15 protein-coding genes are annotated in these 17,439 nt (G+C 42.7%); 9 read left to right on the forward strand and 6 right to left on the reverse strand.

The genetic code is table 11. The annotated features are described in order from the left end of the window. Nucleotides 1-159 precede the first annotated feature (159 nt). Nucleotides 160-1,149, forward strand: a complete 990-nt coding sequence (locus H0262_RS04340) for a LysR family transcriptional regulator (RefSeq protein WP_011514179.1) — start codon at nucleotides 160-162, stop codon at nucleotides 1,147-1,149. Between the two features lie 476 nt (nucleotides 1,150-1,625). Continuing rightward, the gene (locus tag H0262_RS04345) at nucleotides 1,626-3,005 is read left to right on the forward strand and encodes an NAD-dependent succinate-semialdehyde dehydrogenase (protein WP_181209816.1); all 1,380 of its coding nucleotides are present in this window, start codon (nucleotides 1,626-1,628) and stop codon (nucleotides 3,003-3,005) included. A gap of 141 nt (nucleotides 3,006-3,146) precedes the next feature. Here the strand turns inward: H0262_RS04345 and purN are convergent, their stop codons facing one another. Further along, the gene (gene purN / locus H0262_RS04350; RefSeq protein ID WP_181209817.1) at nucleotides 3,147-3,839 is read right to left on the reverse strand and encodes a phosphoribosylglycinamide formyltransferase; all 693 of its coding nucleotides are present in this window, start codon (nucleotides 3,837-3,839) and stop codon (nucleotides 3,147-3,149) included. Then, on the reverse strand, nucleotides 3,839-4,888 hold the full coding sequence (purM, locus tag H0262_RS04355; protein WP_181209818.1) for a phosphoribosylformylglycinamidine cyclo-ligase: 1,050 nt from the start codon (nucleotides 4,886-4,888) through the stop codon (nucleotides 3,839-3,841). Before purM ends, purN begins: the two co-directional genes overlap by 1 nt. Nucleotides 4,889-5,251: 363 nt before the next feature. On the opposite strand from purM, the gene H0262_RS04360 reads away from it, so the two are divergent. The 3 genes from H0262_RS04360 to H0262_RS04370 all read left to right on the forward strand — a co-directional run bounded on the left by H0262_RS04360 (nucleotide 5,252) and on the right by H0262_RS04370 (nucleotide 8,200). Beyond that, nucleotides 5,252-6,358, forward strand: a complete 1,107-nt coding sequence (locus H0262_RS04360; protein WP_011514175.1) for an AI-2E family transporter — start codon at nucleotides 5,252-5,254, stop codon at nucleotides 6,356-6,358. A 272-nt stretch (nucleotides 6,359-6,630) separates the two neighbouring features. Continuing rightward, nucleotides 6,631-7,443, forward strand: coding sequence for a DnaA regulatory inactivator Hda (gene hda / locus H0262_RS04365; RefSeq protein ID WP_011514174.1), 813 nt, complete (start codon nucleotides 6,631-6,633; stop codon nucleotides 7,441-7,443). 55 nt (nucleotides 7,444-7,498) lie between these two features. Beyond that, the gene (locus tag H0262_RS04370; protein ID WP_011514173.1) at nucleotides 7,499-8,200 is read left to right on the forward strand and encodes a DUF2057 family protein; all 702 of its coding nucleotides are present in this window, start codon (nucleotides 7,499-7,501) and stop codon (nucleotides 8,198-8,200) included. Nucleotides 8,201-8,294: 94 nt separating this feature from the next. Here H0262_RS04370 and H0262_RS04375 read toward each other — a convergent pair whose 3' ends face one another. Both H0262_RS04375 and H0262_RS04380 read right to left on the reverse strand, forming a co-directional pair. Continuing rightward, on the reverse strand, nucleotides 8,295-8,780 hold the full coding sequence (locus H0262_RS04375; protein WP_011514172.1) for a Dps family protein: 486 nt from the start codon (nucleotides 8,778-8,780) through the stop codon (nucleotides 8,295-8,297). Between the two features lie 241 nt (nucleotides 8,781-9,021). Next, nucleotides 9,022-9,684, reverse strand: coding sequence for a YcxB family protein (locus H0262_RS04380; RefSeq protein WP_181209819.1), 663 nt, complete (start codon nucleotides 9,682-9,684; stop codon nucleotides 9,022-9,024). A gap of 450 nt (nucleotides 9,685-10,134) precedes the next feature. Between H0262_RS04380 and serS the strand changes: the two genes are divergently transcribed. Continuing rightward, the gene (gene serS, locus H0262_RS04385; protein WP_181209820.1) at nucleotides 10,135-11,421 is read left to right on the forward strand and encodes a serine--tRNA ligase; all 1,287 of its coding nucleotides are present in this window, start codon (nucleotides 10,135-10,137) and stop codon (nucleotides 11,419-11,421) included. A gap of 305 nt (nucleotides 11,422-11,726) precedes the next feature. After that, the gene (gene tkt / locus H0262_RS04390) at nucleotides 11,727-13,724 is read left to right on the forward strand and encodes a transketolase (RefSeq protein WP_181209821.1); all 1,998 of its coding nucleotides are present in this window, start codon (nucleotides 11,727-11,729) and stop codon (nucleotides 13,722-13,724) included. Between the two features lie 82 nt (nucleotides 13,725-13,806). Here the strand turns inward: tkt and H0262_RS04395 are convergent, their stop codons facing one another. Continuing rightward, nucleotides 13,807-14,409 carry a YceI family protein gene (locus H0262_RS04395; protein ID WP_149409200.1) on the reverse strand — a complete coding sequence of 201 codons (603 nt, stop codon included), beginning with the start codon at nucleotides 14,407-14,409 and terminating at the stop codon, nucleotides 13,807-13,809. Between the two features lie 257 nt (nucleotides 14,410-14,666). Between H0262_RS04395 and H0262_RS04400 the strand changes: the two genes are divergently transcribed. Together H0262_RS04400 and H0262_RS13125 are read left to right on the forward strand one after the other, a co-directional pair. Continuing rightward, nucleotides 14,667-15,500, forward strand: coding sequence for a nuclease-related domain-containing protein (locus H0262_RS04400; RefSeq protein ID WP_259275396.1), 834 nt, complete (start codon nucleotides 14,667-14,669; stop codon nucleotides 15,498-15,500). A gap of 84 nt (nucleotides 15,501-15,584) precedes the next feature. Next, nucleotides 15,585-15,683 carry a hypothetical protein gene (locus H0262_RS13125; RefSeq protein WP_259275404.1) on the forward strand — a complete coding sequence of 33 codons (99 nt, stop codon included), beginning with the start codon at nucleotides 15,585-15,587 and terminating at the stop codon, nucleotides 15,681-15,683. A gap of 48 nt (nucleotides 15,684-15,731) precedes the next feature. Here the strand turns inward: H0262_RS13125 and H0262_RS04405 are convergent, their stop codons facing one another. Further along, nucleotides 15,732-17,375, reverse strand: a complete 1,644-nt coding sequence (locus H0262_RS04405; RefSeq protein WP_181209822.1) for a GMC family oxidoreductase — start codon at nucleotides 17,373-17,375, stop codon at nucleotides 15,732-15,734. Nucleotides 17,376-17,439 lie beyond the last annotated feature (64 nt).

Consider the following 17,439-nt stretch of genomic DNA (forward strand, 5'->3'; position numbering starts at 1 on the left):
GGCTTGTGGTGGGTAGATTCAGTTATAATAAGCATATTCCAAAATAATTAACATAAAAATATCCTTATATCATGCTGTTAAGGATGAATTGTAATAAATGATAGGATAGAAAATATCACGTTTATGATGGTATTTATTCTAAGATAAAGAGACACATATATGAATTTGCAGCGGGTTGATTTAAATTTATTGGTACATTTGGATGTGTTGTTGCGAGAAAAAAACGTAACGCGCGCTGCTGAGCAGCTAGGCATTACCCAACCGGCGATGAGTAATATTTTGCGCCGCTTGCGTAAGTTATTTAACGACCCTTTATTGGTGCGTTCATCAGAAGGGATGACACCGACCGAGCGCGCCCTTGAATTACAGCCTCGTATCCGTGAGATACTTGCCGATTTGACACAAGTGTTAGAGCCACGTACTGAGTTTCGTCCTTATAGTACCTCACGCGTTTTTCGTATTATGACATCAGATTATGCTGAGGCGACCTTGGTACCAAAGTTGGTGAAAGCGCTACGCTCAGAGGCACCCAATGTCATTTTAGATTTCTTAACGCCATCGGATGTGTCTTATCGTGATATGGAGCAGGGGCGTGTAGATTTGGCAATCAACCGCTTTAACGAGATCCCGCAAAGCTTCCATCAAGTATTGGTATGGCGTGATACCTTTAGCTGCCTGTTATCGTCTGAAAGTCCTTATGCTCATCGCTTTAATCTTAAAAATTATCTTAAAGCGCAGCACGTTTGGGTATCAAAAACTGGTATGGGCGTGGGCTTTGGTGTCAATCCGGAAAAATCTGGTGGCTTAGGTTCTATCGATCAAGCTTTGCAGCGTTTAGGTCAAAAACGTCAAATCAGCGTCTTTACCCGTCACTATCAGATGCCTGCTATGCTGGCCGCAAACAAAGATTTGATTGCGACTTTGCCGACCCGTGTCGCAAAAATGCAGGCCAATAACGACAGCATTATTATGGAAGAGCCGCCTTTTTTTATACCAGAATTTGAGCTAACGATGGCGTGGTCGCCGTTATTGCAGCATCATCCGGCGCATCGCTGGTTACGTCAGCTGATTATGCACGTAGCACGTCAAATCGTTAATGATGAAGAAAATCCACCACAAGAAATCCCTGTGATCAATCACTTGTTTTAGGTTGTTTATTGTACAACTGTATATGGTCTTCTAAAGCTCAATTATGTATAGTTAAAATATCTCAAAAACGCTACAGTGCTGCTGGTATAAATTTTTTGCAGCCTCTGTCTGCATAGGCACAGCAAGCAAGAAAAATTAATATCAGCAGTACTTGATGTATCGATATTACTTTTCTCTGACTATATCAAACCAGCCATCGTGCTGGTTTTTTATTTGTCTAAAGTTGTCAAAACTCTCTGCATGAGAGGCTCTATACAAGATTTAGGTTTGCTTAGTAACACCGTCACATTCTTAACATCTTACTCACAATTCTTTATAACTTGTAAACCTACTCACCAAGCACTTTGTTATGATAGTCAAACATTAAGAAAAATGATGAATAAAATCTCTATTGTTAAGTTGTTCTATAAAGTTGAGCTGTTAGCAATAGGTTGTTTTATATACTAAAGACATTCTAATAAATAAGGATAACAATCATGGCGGATATTACTACTGTAAACCCAGCAACAGGCGAAGACATTAAAGAATATAATTATATGAGTAACGATGAGGTCAACAACATTGTTGAAGCCTCGCATCAAGCGTTTCTAGAATGGCGTAAAACTAGCCATGAAGAGCGTGCGAAGGTCATTAACTCTATTGGCGAGACCTTGATGAAGTACAAAGAGGAGCTGTCCCGTCTTATGACTGAGGAGCGCGGTAAACTATATAGTCAGAGTTTACAAGAAATTGATCTGTGTAAAGCGATTTGTGATTATACCGCAGAGAAAGGTGTGGCCGCACTTGCTGATGATGAACGTGACATCGAAGGTCTCAAAAAAGGTATTGTCACTTATCAGCCTATTGGCGTTATTTATGGTATGCAGCCTTGGAATTTCCCAGCTTATCAAGTGTTCCGTTATACCATTGCCAATTTGATGGCAGGTAACAGTATTTTGCTGAAGCACGCAGCAAATGTGACTGGTTCTGGCTTATTAATTGAAAAAATCTTCCATGAGTCTGACTTACCGAACGATTTGTTCCGTACTATTCTAATTGATCATGATCAGTCAGAAAAGTTAATTGGTAATGATAAAGTACGCGGCGTGACGCTTACTGGTAGTGATGGTGCAGGTAGCATCGTCGGTCAGCAAGCAGCAAAAGCAATCAAAAAAGCAGTCCTAGAGTTGGGCTCAAATGACGCATTTATCGTTTTAGAGGATGCCGATTTGGAGCTTGCAGTACAAACTTGTACTTTAGCGCGTCTTATCAATAATGGCGAAACTTGTGTTGCGGCAAAACGCTTTATCGTTGTCGACAGTTTATATGACGAGTTCCGTAAGCGCATCGTTGAAGAGTTTGCAAGTAAAAAAGCCGGCGATCCTATGGATGACAGCTCTGATCTTGGTCCACTAGCGCGTAAAGATCTGCAAGAAAAATTGCATGCGCAAGTAGAGGAGAGCGTAAGCAAAGGCGCTACTATCTCTGTTGGTGGTAAATTACCAGAAGGTAAAGGTAGCTTCTATCCAGCGACTATCTTGGAAAATGTTGAAAAAGGTCAACCAGCTTATGATGATGAGCTGTTTGGTCCAGTAGCATCACTAATACGTGCTAAAGATCAAGACGATGCGTTACGTATTGCTAACGACAGCCGTTATGGCTTAGGTGGCGCTATTTTCTCTAAAGATGAAGACAAAGCTATACGTCTAGCCAATGAGCAATTTGATACGGGTATGGTATATATAAATGGTTATGGCCTCGCAAATCCAGCATTACCCTTTGGTGGCGTGAAAAACTCGGGTCATGGTCGCGAGCATGGTGGTTTCGGTATCAAAGAGTTCGTAAACATCAAAGGTGTCCATGTTCACAACAGTTAAGAACCCGTACAGATTTTAAAGCTAAAAGGCTTTAAACATTAGATATCGAAAAGCCCAGTCATTCATAAATTGAGTGATTGGGCTTTTTTATGATCGATAGTTTTAAATGATTACTACTTTTCTTTGCTTCTTGCCATTGCTTCAACGGTTTAAATACAGCTTTAAAGGTAGCGTCGGCATACAGGTGCGTTGCTGATTTAATAATTGCTCGTTGTTCAACGATAATACACCTTTGGCTAGTAGCAAAATTGTCCAAGGTAACAGCTGATGTTCAAGCTTTTGCACGCGCGTTTGCAAATTGTCAGCAGTATCTTTTTGATGCACTTCTAGCCAGGCTTGGGTCAAAACAGCGCCCGCGTCGAGCTCAGCGGTGACGACATGAATGCTACAGCCGTGCTGACGCTCACCTGCTTGAATGACACGCTGATGAGTATCCAAACCTTTATAAGCAGGCAAGAGCGCAGGATGCAGATTAATCATTGGTGCTGGCGTGTTATCAATAAATCCAGCACTTAAAACACGCATAAAACCAGCTAACACAATCAGGTCAGGTTGCCATGTGGTTAGTTGGGCGCTGGCATGACTCTCAAAAGTTTTGATTCCCATGCGTTTGCCACTAGCAACGTGAGATAAGACCGCCACTGGAATGTCAGCATCTTTTGCCCGTGTGATGGCATAAGCGTCTTCACGGTTACTAATAACACCGACAATCTCAATTGGTAGCGCACCAGCTTGCATGGCATCAATCAATACTTGTAAGTTGCTACCGCTACCAGATACCAGAACAGCAATGCGTAATGGCTTGTTGGCATGACTGGTATTATTGGCTAGCATTAACGGTACACCACTGCATCCGCTTCTCGCTTGACCATTTCACCTAATTTCCATGCTTTTTCGCCAGCATCATTCAAGGTTTGGATAGCAGCATCTGCTTTATCTTTGGGTACGACGATGACAAACCCAACGCCGCAGTTAAAGGTACGATACATCTCGCTTTGCTCGATATTACCTTGGGTTTGTAACCAAGTGAACAGCTCTGAGAACTGCCAGCTATTCGTATCGATGCTAGCGGCTAGCGTTTCAGGTAATACACGTGGCAGGTTATCGGTTAAGCCGCCGCCAGTGATATGTGACATCGCATGTAGGGATGAGCTACCAAGGGTATCTTGTAATGCTTTGATCGCTTTAACATAAATACGTGTCGGTGCCATTAAGGCATCTTGGATAGACTGACCATCTAGCTGCTCATTGCTACTAGTCACATCCACACCGCTGACTTCAATGACTTTGCGTACCAATGAGTAGCCATTGGAATGCGCGCCACTTGAAGCAAGGGCAATTAATACATCGCCTTCAGCCACGTTTTCGCCAGTGATGACTTCTGCTTCTTCAACCACACCGACGCAGAATCCCGCTAGGTCATAATCGTCATCCTGATACATGCCTGGCATCTCAGCCGTTTCGCCGCCGATAAGTGCGCAATTTGATAATTTACAACCTTCACCTATACCCGTAACAACAGTAGCTGCAACATCGACGTCAAGCTTACCAGTTGCATAGTAGTCTAAGAAAAACAAAGGCTCAGCACCGCAAACCAATAAGTCGTTGACACACATAGCGACCAAGTCGATACCGATGGTGTCATGGCGGTTTAGTTGTAATGCCAGTTTAAGCTTGGTGCCGACACCGTCAGTACCCGAAACTAATAACGGTGAGGTGTAACCAGTCGGAATGCGACAAAGCGCCCCAAAGCCGCCAAGTCCGCCCACCACTTCAGGACGTGAGGTGGCTTTTGCCACGGATTTAATACGTTGCACCAACGCATCGCCAGCATCAATATCAACGCCAGCATCTTTGTAGCTTAAAGAAGGCTTGTTACTCATGGTCATCTCACAAATTTTATAGGGAATGAAGGTCAGTCAGTAAAAACGCGTGTCGGTCATATGAATTTTGCAGATTGTGCGCGCATTATACCCAAAAATCACCCTTACTCGCAAAACAACTTGCTTTTATTTGACCTAAATTTGCTTGATATCTATCTAATATTTCAGAAAGACGGCAATAAAGATGACATGAAAATTAAGAAACAAAAAATGACGGCTTTTTTATAGGACTCTGCGATAATAGAAGGCTAAAATTATGGTCAATAACTGTTTGCTATTGGAATGTTGTCGTTCAATAAGATCTATCATCAACTTTAAATCAAATCACTCTTTTAAATAAGCCCATTCGTAGGACTAGCCTTCATGACAAACCAATCAATAGACCCCTTTTTTCGACGCCTATTTATCGTCGTTGCTATTGTTGTGGCTATGGTTTTATTGTATTTAATGATGCCGGTCATTGTGCCGTTTGTCTTTGCTTTTGTATTGGCTTATTTGTTTAATCCATTGGTTAAACGCTTATCAAAATATATCAAACGTTGGATTGCCATTATTATTGTGTATTCGACGATTACGCTGAGTATGGTGCTACTACTGTGGTGGTTGATACCGACATTGTGGCATCAGCTGCAAGCAGCATGGGATTATCTGCCACAGCTTTTGACTTGGTATAACGAAGTCGTCCGTGAATGGTTTGCTAGTAATAGCCGTATTCGTCTACCAGAGCTTGAGTCTAAGGGCTTCTCTGAGACCTTGGTTGAATACATGCAAACCAATTATAAGTTTGAAGATGCCGGTACCATGATGAGCCAAATACTGGCGTCTAGCATGAACTTTATCAATAATGCTGGGCTGATTGTCCTGGTGCCGATTTTGACCTTTTATTTCTTATTTAATTGGGAGCAACGCTTACATACATGGAAAATGGCGATACCTGCGCCATACTGTAAAAAAGTGATTCAAATTGCGCAAGAGTGTGACCGTGCGTTGATGGCTTTTATTAAAGGTCAGCTATTGGTGATGGTCTTACTAGGTGCTATTTATGCCGTGCAATTGCAGCTTATCGGGCTTGAGCTTGGGCTGATTATTGGTATGGTTGCAGGTATTGCTAGCTTTGTACCGTATTTGGGCTTTGGTATTGGCTTCGTTGCCGCGATTATCGCCTGTCTGTTCCAGTTTGGTCTAGATTGGACGTACTTATCCTTGATTGCTGGCGCATTCTTGATTGGACAAGCTGCTGAAGGCTATATCTTGCAACCGCTACTATTGGGCGACAAAATTGGTCTATCGCCATTATGGGTAATATTTTCGGTACTGGCAGGTGCAAGTTTGCTCGGTTTCGTTGGTATGCTGATTGCGCTGCCAGTGTCTGCTGTCTTGAACGTGTTATTCCGTCATTTTTATACTCATTATCAAACGACTGACTTTTATAAAGGTCGTAAGCAGTTGGCATTGTTTGAAAAAAAATAATGTTGTTGTATGTATAGCTGCCATGAAGTCCTTCAGGTGACAGGACATATCATAGTCATTTGCCTGCGTGATAAAACAGGATTGATTGGGTGTTATGGGTAAAAGACTTGTCAGTCATTTTGCAAATATGTTATATATAGGCGCAGTAGTAACGGTATTGACCTTTACTAGGTTGGCTTTGGCTAAAATGAATTTTACCAAAGTCAGTTTATAAGTATATTAGTCGTTTAGCCTTTTTATTGATTGTGCTACGCAAACCGAGTTGATGATTCATGGCAGAAGCACAGCTAAGTCTCAATCTGGACATAAAGCATGATGCAAGTCTCAGCGACTTCGCCGGTCCGGGTTGGATGTCTATTATCGATGCAGTACGGCAGCTCCATGTCGGCCTGATAGGTCAGCTGTACCTATTTGGCAGTCCTGCTACTGGCAAATCGCACTTATTATCCGCTATTTGTGAGTCGTTTATTGAGATGGACAAGTCAGCGATTTGTCTGTCGTTAAACGAGTTGATTCATACCGATGTCAATGTATTATCATCGCTAGAAAATTTCTCTTTGATTGCGATCGATGATTTGGAAGTCATTGAACAAAACAGTCAATGGCAAGAAGCTTTATTTCATCTGATCAATCGTAGCCGCGAAGGGCAGCGCCAACTTTTATTTGCCGCTAATAAGCCTGCATCCGAGCTGCCGTTTCAATTGAGAGATTTGCTCACCCGTTTGGCACAAGCGCCCTCATTTAAAGTACCGACAGGACATGATTTTGCAGACCGCGAAGCATTATTACAGTCGATATTGCGCAGACGTGGTTGGCAGTTTGATGAACGTATTACCAATTATCTGCTCACTGAAGGACCGCATCGTATTGGTGCAATGATGGAGGTGCTCAATTACATTCAACCCATGTTCTCCAACTTGGGTCGTAGTAATATATCAAAAGCGGTCATTGCTGACGCGCTGCGTACGATTGATGAGCAGACGCTTGCTGCTGAACTTGCTGATATCGCACAGGAGTCGCAAGTAGACAATGATGCCGCTGATCAAGACCATCATACTCAGCATACGATGCCACTTGATTTTTAGCAGTCAGAACACAAACTTTCTATCCGAAATGCTTTTTACTACTATTGGAAAAATTATGAAATCAAATGCGTCTTTGCTAAAAAAACTGTCTATCAGCGCTGTGTTTGTTGGGGCAGCTTCTGTGTCTATGCTGTCGCAAGCGGCAGTTACTTTAGTGGTCGATGATCATATCAAAGTGACGGCAATTAATGGTCAAGAGCTGACACAGAGTCTTCTTCAGCCATTGACCAAGTCATTTACCTTGCAGCCAGGTAAGCATGTGATTACCGCTAAATATGATCGCCTTTATGATCTGCGCCGTGATGAGCATGATTATTTGCGTTCAGGTAACGTCAGTGTTGCCGCTGAATTGGCAGACAATCAGACCTATCGCTTAACCATGCCAAATCAGCCAGAAGACTATGCAGCTGCCAAGAAGTATGCTGAACGTCCAACGTTAGCAATACAAAGTAATAACACTATCATTGCCAGTCAAGAAAGTGTCGGTGGTAATAGCAATAGCTTATTCTCAGGTCTTGGTAAAGCATTAGGTGGCGTATTCGGTGGTAGCGGTGATGCTGAGCTACAAAACCAACGTGCGATAGCTGCACTCGATCAGCCATCCGTAAGTACTAACAAGTCAGTAACTACAGGTGCTACCGTGACGCAAACGACAAGTGTCAACGCATCTACCAGTTCACTTGATCAGTTTATGCAGATTTGGCTACAAGCCACACCTGCTGAGCGTGAAAAAATGCGTCAATGGATGCAAAAGTAAGCTTTGAGATAAAAAAGTAAAAAGATTGCACTTATAAAAAAAGCACCTATTTAGGTGCTTTTTTTATATCTTAGATTTTGTGACTATTCAGCTTTTAGCCCAAAAAAGCATTATACATCCATATTAATTTTTCTTGCTCTTGCACATAAGCATCAACAAGATCTGCTGAACCCTGATCTTCTGCTTCTGCTGCTAGAGTCGATACTTGACGTTGTTCTTCAATTAGCTCTTGTAAACCTGTCACAACGCCTTTAACACAAGTAGTGCCGTCTTTAACGTTCTTATCTTCTTGAATGCTGGTATGCTGAGCAAAATCACTATAAGCATGTAAAGGTGTGCCGCCTAGGGTCAAAATACGTTCAGCGATTTCATCGATTTGGATTTGCAGCGCGGTATATAGCTCTTCAAACTTTGGATGTAAAGTGAAGAAATGCTCACCTTTGACGTTCCAATGATAACCACGAACATTGATATAAAACATATGATAGCTAGATAGCAGACCATTTAACTTGCTGATGACTTCGCTCATATCTGCTTTTTCTAGACCGATCTGGTTAGTGTCGTTATTATTGTTACTCATTATATTATCCTTTTCATTGAGTGTAGGGTTCAAACATCAAGTTATTAAACCTTTAAACTTAAGCAATTTATAGCGAGCGATTATTGGACTAAATCCTAAATGACCGCTTACTACGCGTTACTCAACCTTCGATGCTTACTATTGTAGCAAGCATGCAAAAATAAGTTAAATTAATCAAATTAAAATTTGTAATATATTTTATAAAACAACTAAATCCTTGATCTAACAGAAAGCGCTAAGCCTATTTAGCAGGTATCTGTAAGCTTTCAGAGTTCAGACCTTTCACTGCGACTACTTCTAATAAATGCTGGCGTACCGTATCGATAGGGAATTTTTGCGCTTGCAAGCGTTTAGGAATAATCTGACTGCCTTGCTGACCTTTCATCTCAAACATCATAAAGATATAGTCGTCGGTCTCATCCCAGCTTTTCACAGCGCTCCAAGGAATCACCGCTTGTTGGGTGCTGCCTGCACGCATTTGCATACCGCGCATCTGATTGCTACTAAACATATCTGACTGATTGACCGGCACTGCCATTACCAGACCATGCTTCTGTACACCCAGTTTCATTTGGCGCATCTCGTCAGGCATTTCTTGATCAGCGACTTGCTTTTCAAACTCTCTTTTCACATACCATTTAAAACCAAGCGTACGAACCAGTAGGTAAATAACAACGGCTGCTAGCATCAGCCAAAAAATAATGGTCGAATAACCGGTCAAAAAAACCAGCCCAGCAACGGCTAAAACCACAGCGACTGCCATGATAATCCATTCTTTAAGCTTGATACTCGACAGACCAAATGACGGGCTGGCACTAGAAAATAGCTCATACTGTGCTTGGTGGAATTCTGCCTCGGTTAGGTTTAAGGCAACAGGTTGCAGCGTGTAGGGGTACAGAGCCATAAAGGTTTCTCAAAGACTTATAGTGAAAACGTTAAATTAAAAGCGCCAAACGTCGACAACAAGGTAATATTTGGCTGGAAATAGAATAAAGATATGCGCTTATCTTACCGAAAATCGCCCTTAAATGAAACATATAAGCCACTCTGTTCGCTAATAGACACCATATTTAAGCCATTAGTAAAGGTAAGTCACATTTATAAAGAGCTTGCGACCTTAAATTATATTATTAGCACGTTAATATGAATAACTATTTCCTATTTAAAGATTAAGAGAATAGAAGCTCAAAACTCAGTCAAGAGATGGGTAAAAAACTGCCAAAACATGGTCAAAACAGCCGCAGCTTGGTATTATAGCGGCTACCACCTAATTTTAAGCACAATCGGGCTATAGAGCCCAGATTTTCATTATTTTCACACTTTTTATCCACTTTTAGCGCGACAGGCACCTATTATGATAGACCCAAAACTCTTACGCGGCGATTTGACAGATTTACAGCAGCAATTGGCCACCCGTGGTTATATGCTTGATATGGCGTTCTGGCAAAATATTGAGAACGAACGTAAATCGCTACAAGTAAAGACCGAAGAGTTGCAGTCGCGCCGTAATACAGGCGCAAAACAAGTTGGAGCGCTTAAAAAATCTGGCGAAGATGCTAGTGAGTTGCTTGCTGAGATGCAAAGTGTCAGTGGTGAGATTAAGACAGCTGAAGACGAGCTACGTACCTTACAAGAGCGCATTAGCCAAGCGGCAATGCAAATTCCAAATATCCCAGCAGCAGATGTGCCAGTTGGTACATCAGAAGACGATAACGTCGAAGTACGCAAATGGGGCACACCGCGTGAGTTTGATTTTGAAATTAAAGATCATACGCATATTGGTGAGACACTTGGTATGCTCGATTTTGAAGCAGCAACCAAGCTTACAGGAAGTCGCTTTAATGTCTTAAAAGGACAATTGGCGCAGATGCATCGCGCCTTGATTCAATTCATGCTCAATACCCATACGATGAAGTATGGCTATACTGAAACTTATGTGCCGTATATTGTTAATTCTGAAAGTTTAAAAGGTACAGGTCAGCTGCCTAAGTTTGAAGATGATTTGTTTAAGCTAAGCAATCATACGAATAATGATGACATGGATTTTTATCTGATTCCAACCGCAGAAGTACCGATGACCAACTTGGTACGGGGTGAGCGCTTGGATATCAAAGAGCTGCCATTAAAGTTCACCGCTCATACGCCGTGTTTCCGTAGTGAAGCTGGCTCGCATGGTCGTGATACCCGTGGTCTGATTCGTCAGCATCAGTTTGAAAAAGTCGAGATGGTTAATATTGCCACAGCTGAACAATCAGATGAGCTGCTTGAAGCGATGACTGGACAAGCAGAATTTATCTTACAGCAGCTTAATTTGCCATACCGCACCGTCAAATTGTGCACGGGCGATATGGGTTTTGCCGCCCAAAAAACTTATGATATCGAGGTATGGTTGCCAAGCCAAGAGACCTATCGTGAAATCTCAAGCTGCTCAAACTGTGGCGATTTTCAAGCACGCCGTATGGGTACACGTGTTAAGGACGGCAAACAAACCAGTCTTGCACATACTTTAAACGGTTCGGGTTTGGCAGTCGGTCGTACATTATTGGCAGTGATGGAAAACCATCAAAACGCTGATGGCAGCATCACGATTCCAGAAGTATTGCGTCCGTTTATGGGCGGTGCTGACACCATTTTATTATAGTTTTTTGATATGCGGGTTTTTGACATATAGTTATTTGATGCAATTAGTGAGTTGGTATTCAGGCTCACTGATTGTGTTTTATTGCAGTAAGTATCGGTCAAATTGATAAAACTGATACAAATTATTATTAAATACGAACGGTTCTGTTAGCGCATTTTTGCGCTAGATAGAGTGCAAATATGTTAATATTACCCCTGTATTTACAGATTATTCGTTAAGGGCGCCTATTGCGTCCTTATTTTATGACCCTCTGAGTAAACTCTCCTCTTATCCTCCATACTTCTACCCGAATATTAGGACACTCTATGCCAGCTCCAATTAGCGAACGTAAATTAGCCAATGCCATCCGCGTACTGTCGTTTGACGCGGTTCAAAAAGCCAATTCTGGGCACCCAGGTGCACCAATGGGCATGGCTGATATTGCCGAAGTTTTGTGGCGCAAGTTTTTAAAGCATAATCCTGCTGACCCAAGCTGGCACAACCGCGATCGTTTTGTCTTATCAAACGGTCATGGCTCGATGCTTATCTACTCATTGCTACATTTATCAGGCTATGACGTTAGCGTTGATGACCTAAAAGGTTTCCGTCAATTACATTCGAAAACGCCGGGTCATCCAGAGCTTGGCTATACGCCAGGTGTTGAAACCACCACTGGTCCATTAGGGCAGGGTATTGCCAATGCGGTTGGTTTTGCAATTGCAGAAAAAACGTTGGCAGCGCAATTTAATCGTGATGGTCATAATATCGTTGACCATCATACCTATGCCTTCTTAGGCGATGGTTGTTTGATGGAAGGTATCAGCCATGAAGTCTGCTCATTGGCTGGCACGTTAGAGCTTGGCAAATTGGTGTTTTTCTATGATGACAATGGCATCTCAATTGATGGTGATGTCGACGGCTGGTTCACTGATGATACGCAAGCGCGCTTTGAGTCTTATGGCTGGCAAGTTATCAAGGTCGATGGTCATGATACCGATGAGATTACGCAAGCAACTGAGCAAGCGATTAAAGAGACGACTAAGCCAAGCTTAATTATTTGCAAAACGACTATTGGCGCTGGTAGCCCAAATAAACAAGGCTTAGCAGCCAGTCATGGCGCGCCACTAGGTGATGATGAAATCGTTTTAACCCGTGATGCGCTATCTTGGACGCATGCACCTTTCGAGCTAGATGATGAAATCTATCAAGCATGGGATGGTAAAGCGAAAGGCGACGTCTTACAGAAAAACTGGAACGCGAACTTTGACGCTTATAAGAAGGCTTATCCAGAGTTAGCAACTGAGTTGCTTCGTCGTTTAGAGGGTGACTTACCAGCTGATTTTGAGCAAAAAGCGCAAGAGTATATCCAGCAAACTCAAGAGCAGGGCGGTGATGTTGCCAGTCGTAAAGCCAGCCAAAATGCCATCAATACTTTGCAGCCATTACTGCCAGAATTACTTGGTGGCTCAGCGGATTTAGCAGGCTCAAACCTCACGCTATTTAAAGACGCCAAAGGCATCCAAGACGATGACGCTGGCAACTATATCTATTATGGCGTGCGCGAATTTGGTATGACGGCGATTGCTAACGGCATCGCACTGCATGGCGGGTTTGTTCCTTATGTTGCGACCTTCCTCATGTTTATGGAATACGCACGTAATGCGGTACGTATGGGCGCACTCATGAAGCAGCGTGTGATTCATGTCTATACCCATGACTCTATTGGTCTGGGTGAAGATGGTCCAACGCATCAGCCAGTTGAGCAATTGACCAGCTTGCGTACCACGCCAAATCTACGTACATGGCGTCCTTGTGATGCGACCGAATCTGCTAGTGCTTGGGTTGAGGCAATTAAATCAGAAAGTAATCCATCTGCCTTGATTTTCAGCCGTCAAAGCTTGCCACATCAAGCACGTGATGCTGAGCAAGTAGCAAACATCACAAAAGGTGGTTATGTACTTGCAAAAGAGCAAGGCGAGCTACAAGCGATTATCATCGCGACTGGCTCAGAAGTCGGTCTTGCTATGCAAGCTTACGCGACCTTGAGCGAAAATGGCGTCGGTGTACGTGTGGTCTCTATGCCATGTGCAGAAATCTTCGTCGAGCAAGATGCTAGCTATCGCGAAGCGGTATTACCTGTCAATACTCGCGCCCGCGTCGCTGTAGAAGCAGCACACGTCGATTACTGGTATAAGTTCGTTGGTTTAGACGGTAAAGTGATTGGCATGACGACTTATGGTGAATCAGCACCTGCTGATGAGTTATATAAAGAGTTTGGTATCACGACTGACGCGGTAGTTGAGGCGGTGAATAGTTTAGTGTAAGCATTTAAAACTGCTCAAACAAAAAAGAGTTGCTAGGATTTCTAGCAACTCTTTTTTTTATGTTCTTTTAAGCTATTTAAAATCAATTAGCAGCAATCAATTTCCCTGATATCTCAAGCGGGATGATATTGCTAATCACCTTTGGAAAAGCGGTAACCCCATAGTTGTAACGATCTACCAAACCCGTCGCGCGAAATTTTAAGGTAGGTCTAGAGGTGACAGGATCATTCTCTACATCTGATAACGTTACTCTCACCGTCAAAGGTTTAGTTTGACCTAATACCGTAAAATCACCGGTCACATTGGCTTCTTTAGCATTTATCATGCTGACTTTTTTAGAAACAAAAGTCATCGTCGGATATTGTTTCGTATTCAAAAGCTCCTTTCGGCGCAAAAATGAATCTCTCAAGCTGCGATCAGTATCGATACTATTGGTAAAAACGGTAAAATTAATGGTCGTGCTTGCAGGTTTATTGACGTCATAATTGATGGCGCCATTGACCTTATTGAACCTGCCGTCAGTCGTGGCTTTACCCAAATAATTGACTTCAAATTCTACATTGGTCTTTGGGACGTCCAGTTTCCATTTTTGCGGAACGGTCGCCGCCAATCCCATGACTGGTAATGATAATAGTAGGCAGCTGCTGAGTGTGATTTTCAGCAAAGAGGTGACAGGTGTGGTCATATGTCTGATCCAAAGAGAGATAGGAGGTATATCAGTAGTTAAAATAATTTAATTCAAGTGGTTCTATAGTAATTAATCCGTGCTCTATTCTTTTCAAAATCAATCGACTATAGTAAGGCGATATCCTACTACAATTAAGCGATTTCAATGTACTATTAAAGTTATAAGCGCTTGAGGCGTGTTAGGTAAATGGTTTAAGACAGACAGCATACTATTTTAATTATAAGTGTTTTTATCTTTTTTATTGGAAGACGATTATGTCCCTCATGTCCAGCTTCAAAGGTGTTTTAGGTGAAACAGTCATTAATGTTGCCATGTGGTTAAAGCTAGAAAAAGACCTCTATCATCGTTTAAATAATATCACTTTGCCATTAGCCAATGGTGGTAGTACCCAAATCGACCATGTCATTGTCTCTAAATACGGCATCTTTGTCATCGAAACCAAAAACTATAAAGGCTGGATATTTGGTAATGAGGCGCAAAGACAGTGGACGCAAGTCATTATGGGTCGCAAGTATAAATTCCAAAACCCATTACGTCAGAATTATTTGCATATTAAAACGCTCGCGGATTTATTAGCATTAGATATGAGCTACTTTCATTCGATAATTGCGTTCATCGGTGAATGTGAGCTAAAAACTCGCGATGAGTTGCCGGAGCACGTATTGACGAGTGGGATGGTGTCTTATATTAAAAGAAAGCAGGATGAGATACTTACTGAAGACGAGGTCACATCCATCGTTGCTCAGATTGAAAGCAATAGATTTAGTAAGTCGTGGCGCACTAATAGAGAGCACAAAGCCTATCTAAAGGATAAGCATAGCAATCCAAGTAAGTCGTCTAGCAATAACTCTAATGGTAAGTCAGTTGCTACAACTATTGATAAGTCTACATCTGAACCGATAGTAAAAGAAACGGCTAAACGAGCCAGGCTGAAAAGCAGAGAAGTGCATCGATGGTCTGGTCAAACTGAGATTGAATCTAGCGATTTACCAATTGATAGTTTGAGTACTCAGCAGATAAGTTCGCCGCATGATATTACTGATAAGGTTTTTCTCACACCCTTTGGGTTTATAGAGACTGAGCCATAAGTGCATTACCCTGCGACACTTGTGGCGATAGACAATATAGCTAATTTCATCCAAGCACCAACTTGCCCGAGATGTAATAGTGAGATGGTCAAACGCGTTGCAAAAAAAGGCGCACATCTTGGGCAGACCTTTTTTGGTTGTAGCCAATTTCCAAAATGTCGCGGAGTAGTCAACACAAATTGAGCCCAAATGAAACTTGATTTTGGGCTCGATTAATCATCTTAAACTATGTTAAGCAGAGACTGACTCAGCATGCACGTGATTCGCCTTGATAAGGTCTGCTATTTTTTCAGCAATCATAATCGTCGGTGCATTGGTATTGGCACTGATTAAGGTTGGCATCACTGAAGCATCGATGACCCTTAGTCCATTTACGCCGCGTACTTTTAATTCTAAATCAACGACTGAATCACTGTCTGAGCCCATACGGCAAGTGCCTACAGGGTGGTAGATAGTGTCCGACTTGTTGCGGATATAGCCAAGCATACCGTCTTTTTCGATATAGGGGGCAGGGTAGTCCTCAGTGATGTATTCAGCCATTGGCGACTCTTGCATAATGGCGCGCGTACGCTCTGCACCAGCGACCATATACTCTACATCTTTCGGATGCGAAAGATAGTTTGGATCAATCAATACGGCGTCAGAAGGATTGGCAGAATCGAGTCTGACCGTACCACGGCTTTCAGGGCGTAAATAGCAGGTATGACAAGAAACGGCAAAACCCCGTCTAAGATCACGTCCGTGTTCAATCACGCGAGATATCACAAAATGCAGCTGGGTATTTGGCCATTCTTGTGGGTCGTCACCGACACTAAAGAACGCGCCTGCTTCTGCATAATTGGTAGATAACAGACCTGTGCCATCTTTTCGCCATTGCCGAATACTTTTGGTCAAGGTTGAAATAGTTGCTATACCAAGACCAATGACATCGTTAGTATTGACCTCGTAATCAAAGACGACATCTAAATGATCTTGTAAGTTACCGCCAACGTCGGGCGCATCTACCAATACATCGATGCCATGAGACTGCAAATGTTCAGCAGGACCAATGCCTGATAGCATCAGAACTTTGGGTGAGCCAAAAGCACCACCTGATAAGAGGACTTCGTGACGTGCCATCACGGTATGGTCGACACCATCCTTTTCATAGACCACACCAGTCGCTTGCTTGCCATCAAAGATGACGCGATTGGCTTGTGCGTGGGTGATAACGGTTAAATTAGGACGGCTTTGTACTGGATGTAGATAAGCCGCTGCCGCAGAGCAGCGTTGACCTTGTTTTTCCCCATGAAAATGGGTGACTTGATATAATCCTGCACCGTCTTGCTTTTTGCCGTTAAAGTCATCATTTTGATCTAAACCATTGGCAATGGCAGCTTCTACAAAGGCTTTTGAGATATCGCGTGGACTTAGTAAATCACTGACATGCAGTGGTCCACTATCACCATGCAGCTCGTCCGCGCCGTGGATATTGTTTTCTGATTTGATAAAGTAAGGCAGTACATCATCAAAACCCCAGCCTGTGCAACCTTGCTCAACCCAGCGTTCATAATCAAGCGCACTGCCACGCGTATAAATCATGGCATTGATCGCGGAGGAGCCGCCCAAACATTGACCGCGCGGTTGAAAGCCGCGTCGGTTATTAAGATGTGTTTGCGGAGTAGTGTGAAAGCACCAATTGTTTAATTTTAGTGGCTTGCCCGGTACCATCAAAATCAGTCCAGCAGGTACGCGAACTGCCAAGTCTTTGCCCTCACCACCATATTCTAACAAGCAGACACTGATGTCTGGGTTTTCTGTTAATCGGCTGGCAAGCACACAGCCAGCTGAACCGCCACCAACGATGACGTAATCAAAGTTTCCATCAAGTTCCATTTTATATTCCCTGTAGCATCCATGCTCATTAAAACGTATTTATTGAAATAGGTTACGCTTTAGA

It is taken from the genome of Psychrobacter sp. D2 (genome assembly GCF_013608135.1).
In the GTDB taxonomy this organism is placed as follows: Bacteria; Pseudomonadota; Gammaproteobacteria; order Pseudomonadales; family Moraxellaceae; genus Psychrobacter; species Psychrobacter cryohalolentis.

What these genes read in the sequence shown, in the direction of transcription:
- H0262_RS04340 (WP_011514179.1), top strand. Translation starts at nt 160, where the DNA reads ATGAATTTGCAGCGGGTTGATTTAAATTTATTGGTACATTTGGATGTG.
- H0262_RS04345 (WP_181209816.1), top strand. Translation starts at nt 1,626, where the DNA reads ATGGCGGATATTACTACTGTAAACCCAGCAACAGGCGAAGACATTAAA.
- purN (WP_181209817.1), bottom strand. Translation starts at nt 3,839, where the DNA reads ATGCTAGCCAATAATACCAGTCATGCCAACAAGCCATTACGCATTGCT.
- purM (WP_181209818.1), bottom strand. Translation starts at nt 4,888, where the DNA reads ATGAGTAACAAGCCTTCTTTAAGCTACAAAGATGCTGGCGTTGATATT.
- H0262_RS04360 (WP_011514175.1), top strand. Translation starts at nt 5,252, where the DNA reads ATGACAAACCAATCAATAGACCCCTTTTTTCGACGCCTATTTATCGTC.
- hda (WP_011514174.1), top strand. Translation starts at nt 6,631, where the DNA reads ATGGCAGAAGCACAGCTAAGTCTCAATCTGGACATAAAGCATGATGCA.
- H0262_RS04370 (WP_011514173.1), top strand. Translation starts at nt 7,499, where the DNA reads ATGAAATCAAATGCGTCTTTGCTAAAAAAACTGTCTATCAGCGCTGTG.
- H0262_RS04375 (WP_011514172.1), bottom strand. Translation starts at nt 8,780, where the DNA reads ATGAGTAACAATAATAACGACACTAACCAGATCGGTCTAGAAAAAGCA.
- H0262_RS04380 (WP_181209819.1), bottom strand. Translation starts at nt 9,684, where the DNA reads ATGGCTCTGTACCCCTACACGCTGCAACCTGTTGCCTTAAACCTAACC.
- serS (WP_181209820.1), top strand. Translation starts at nt 10,135, where the DNA reads ATGATAGACCCAAAACTCTTACGCGGCGATTTGACAGATTTACAGCAG.
- tkt (WP_181209821.1), top strand. Translation starts at nt 11,727, where the DNA reads ATGCCAGCTCCAATTAGCGAACGTAAATTAGCCAATGCCATCCGCGTA.
- H0262_RS04395 (WP_149409200.1), bottom strand. Translation starts at nt 14,409, where the DNA reads ATGACCACACCTGTCACCTCTTTGCTGAAAATCACACTCAGCAGCTGC.
- H0262_RS04400 (WP_259275396.1), top strand. Translation starts at nt 14,667, where the DNA reads ATGTCCCTCATGTCCAGCTTCAAAGGTGTTTTAGGTGAAACAGTCATT.
- H0262_RS13125 (WP_259275404.1), top strand. Translation starts at nt 15,585, where the DNA reads ATGGTCAAACGCGTTGCAAAAAAAGGCGCACATCTTGGGCAGACCTTT.
- H0262_RS04405 (WP_181209822.1), bottom strand. Translation starts at nt 17,375, where the DNA reads ATGGAACTTGATGGAAACTTTGATTACGTCATCGTTGGTGGCGGTTCA.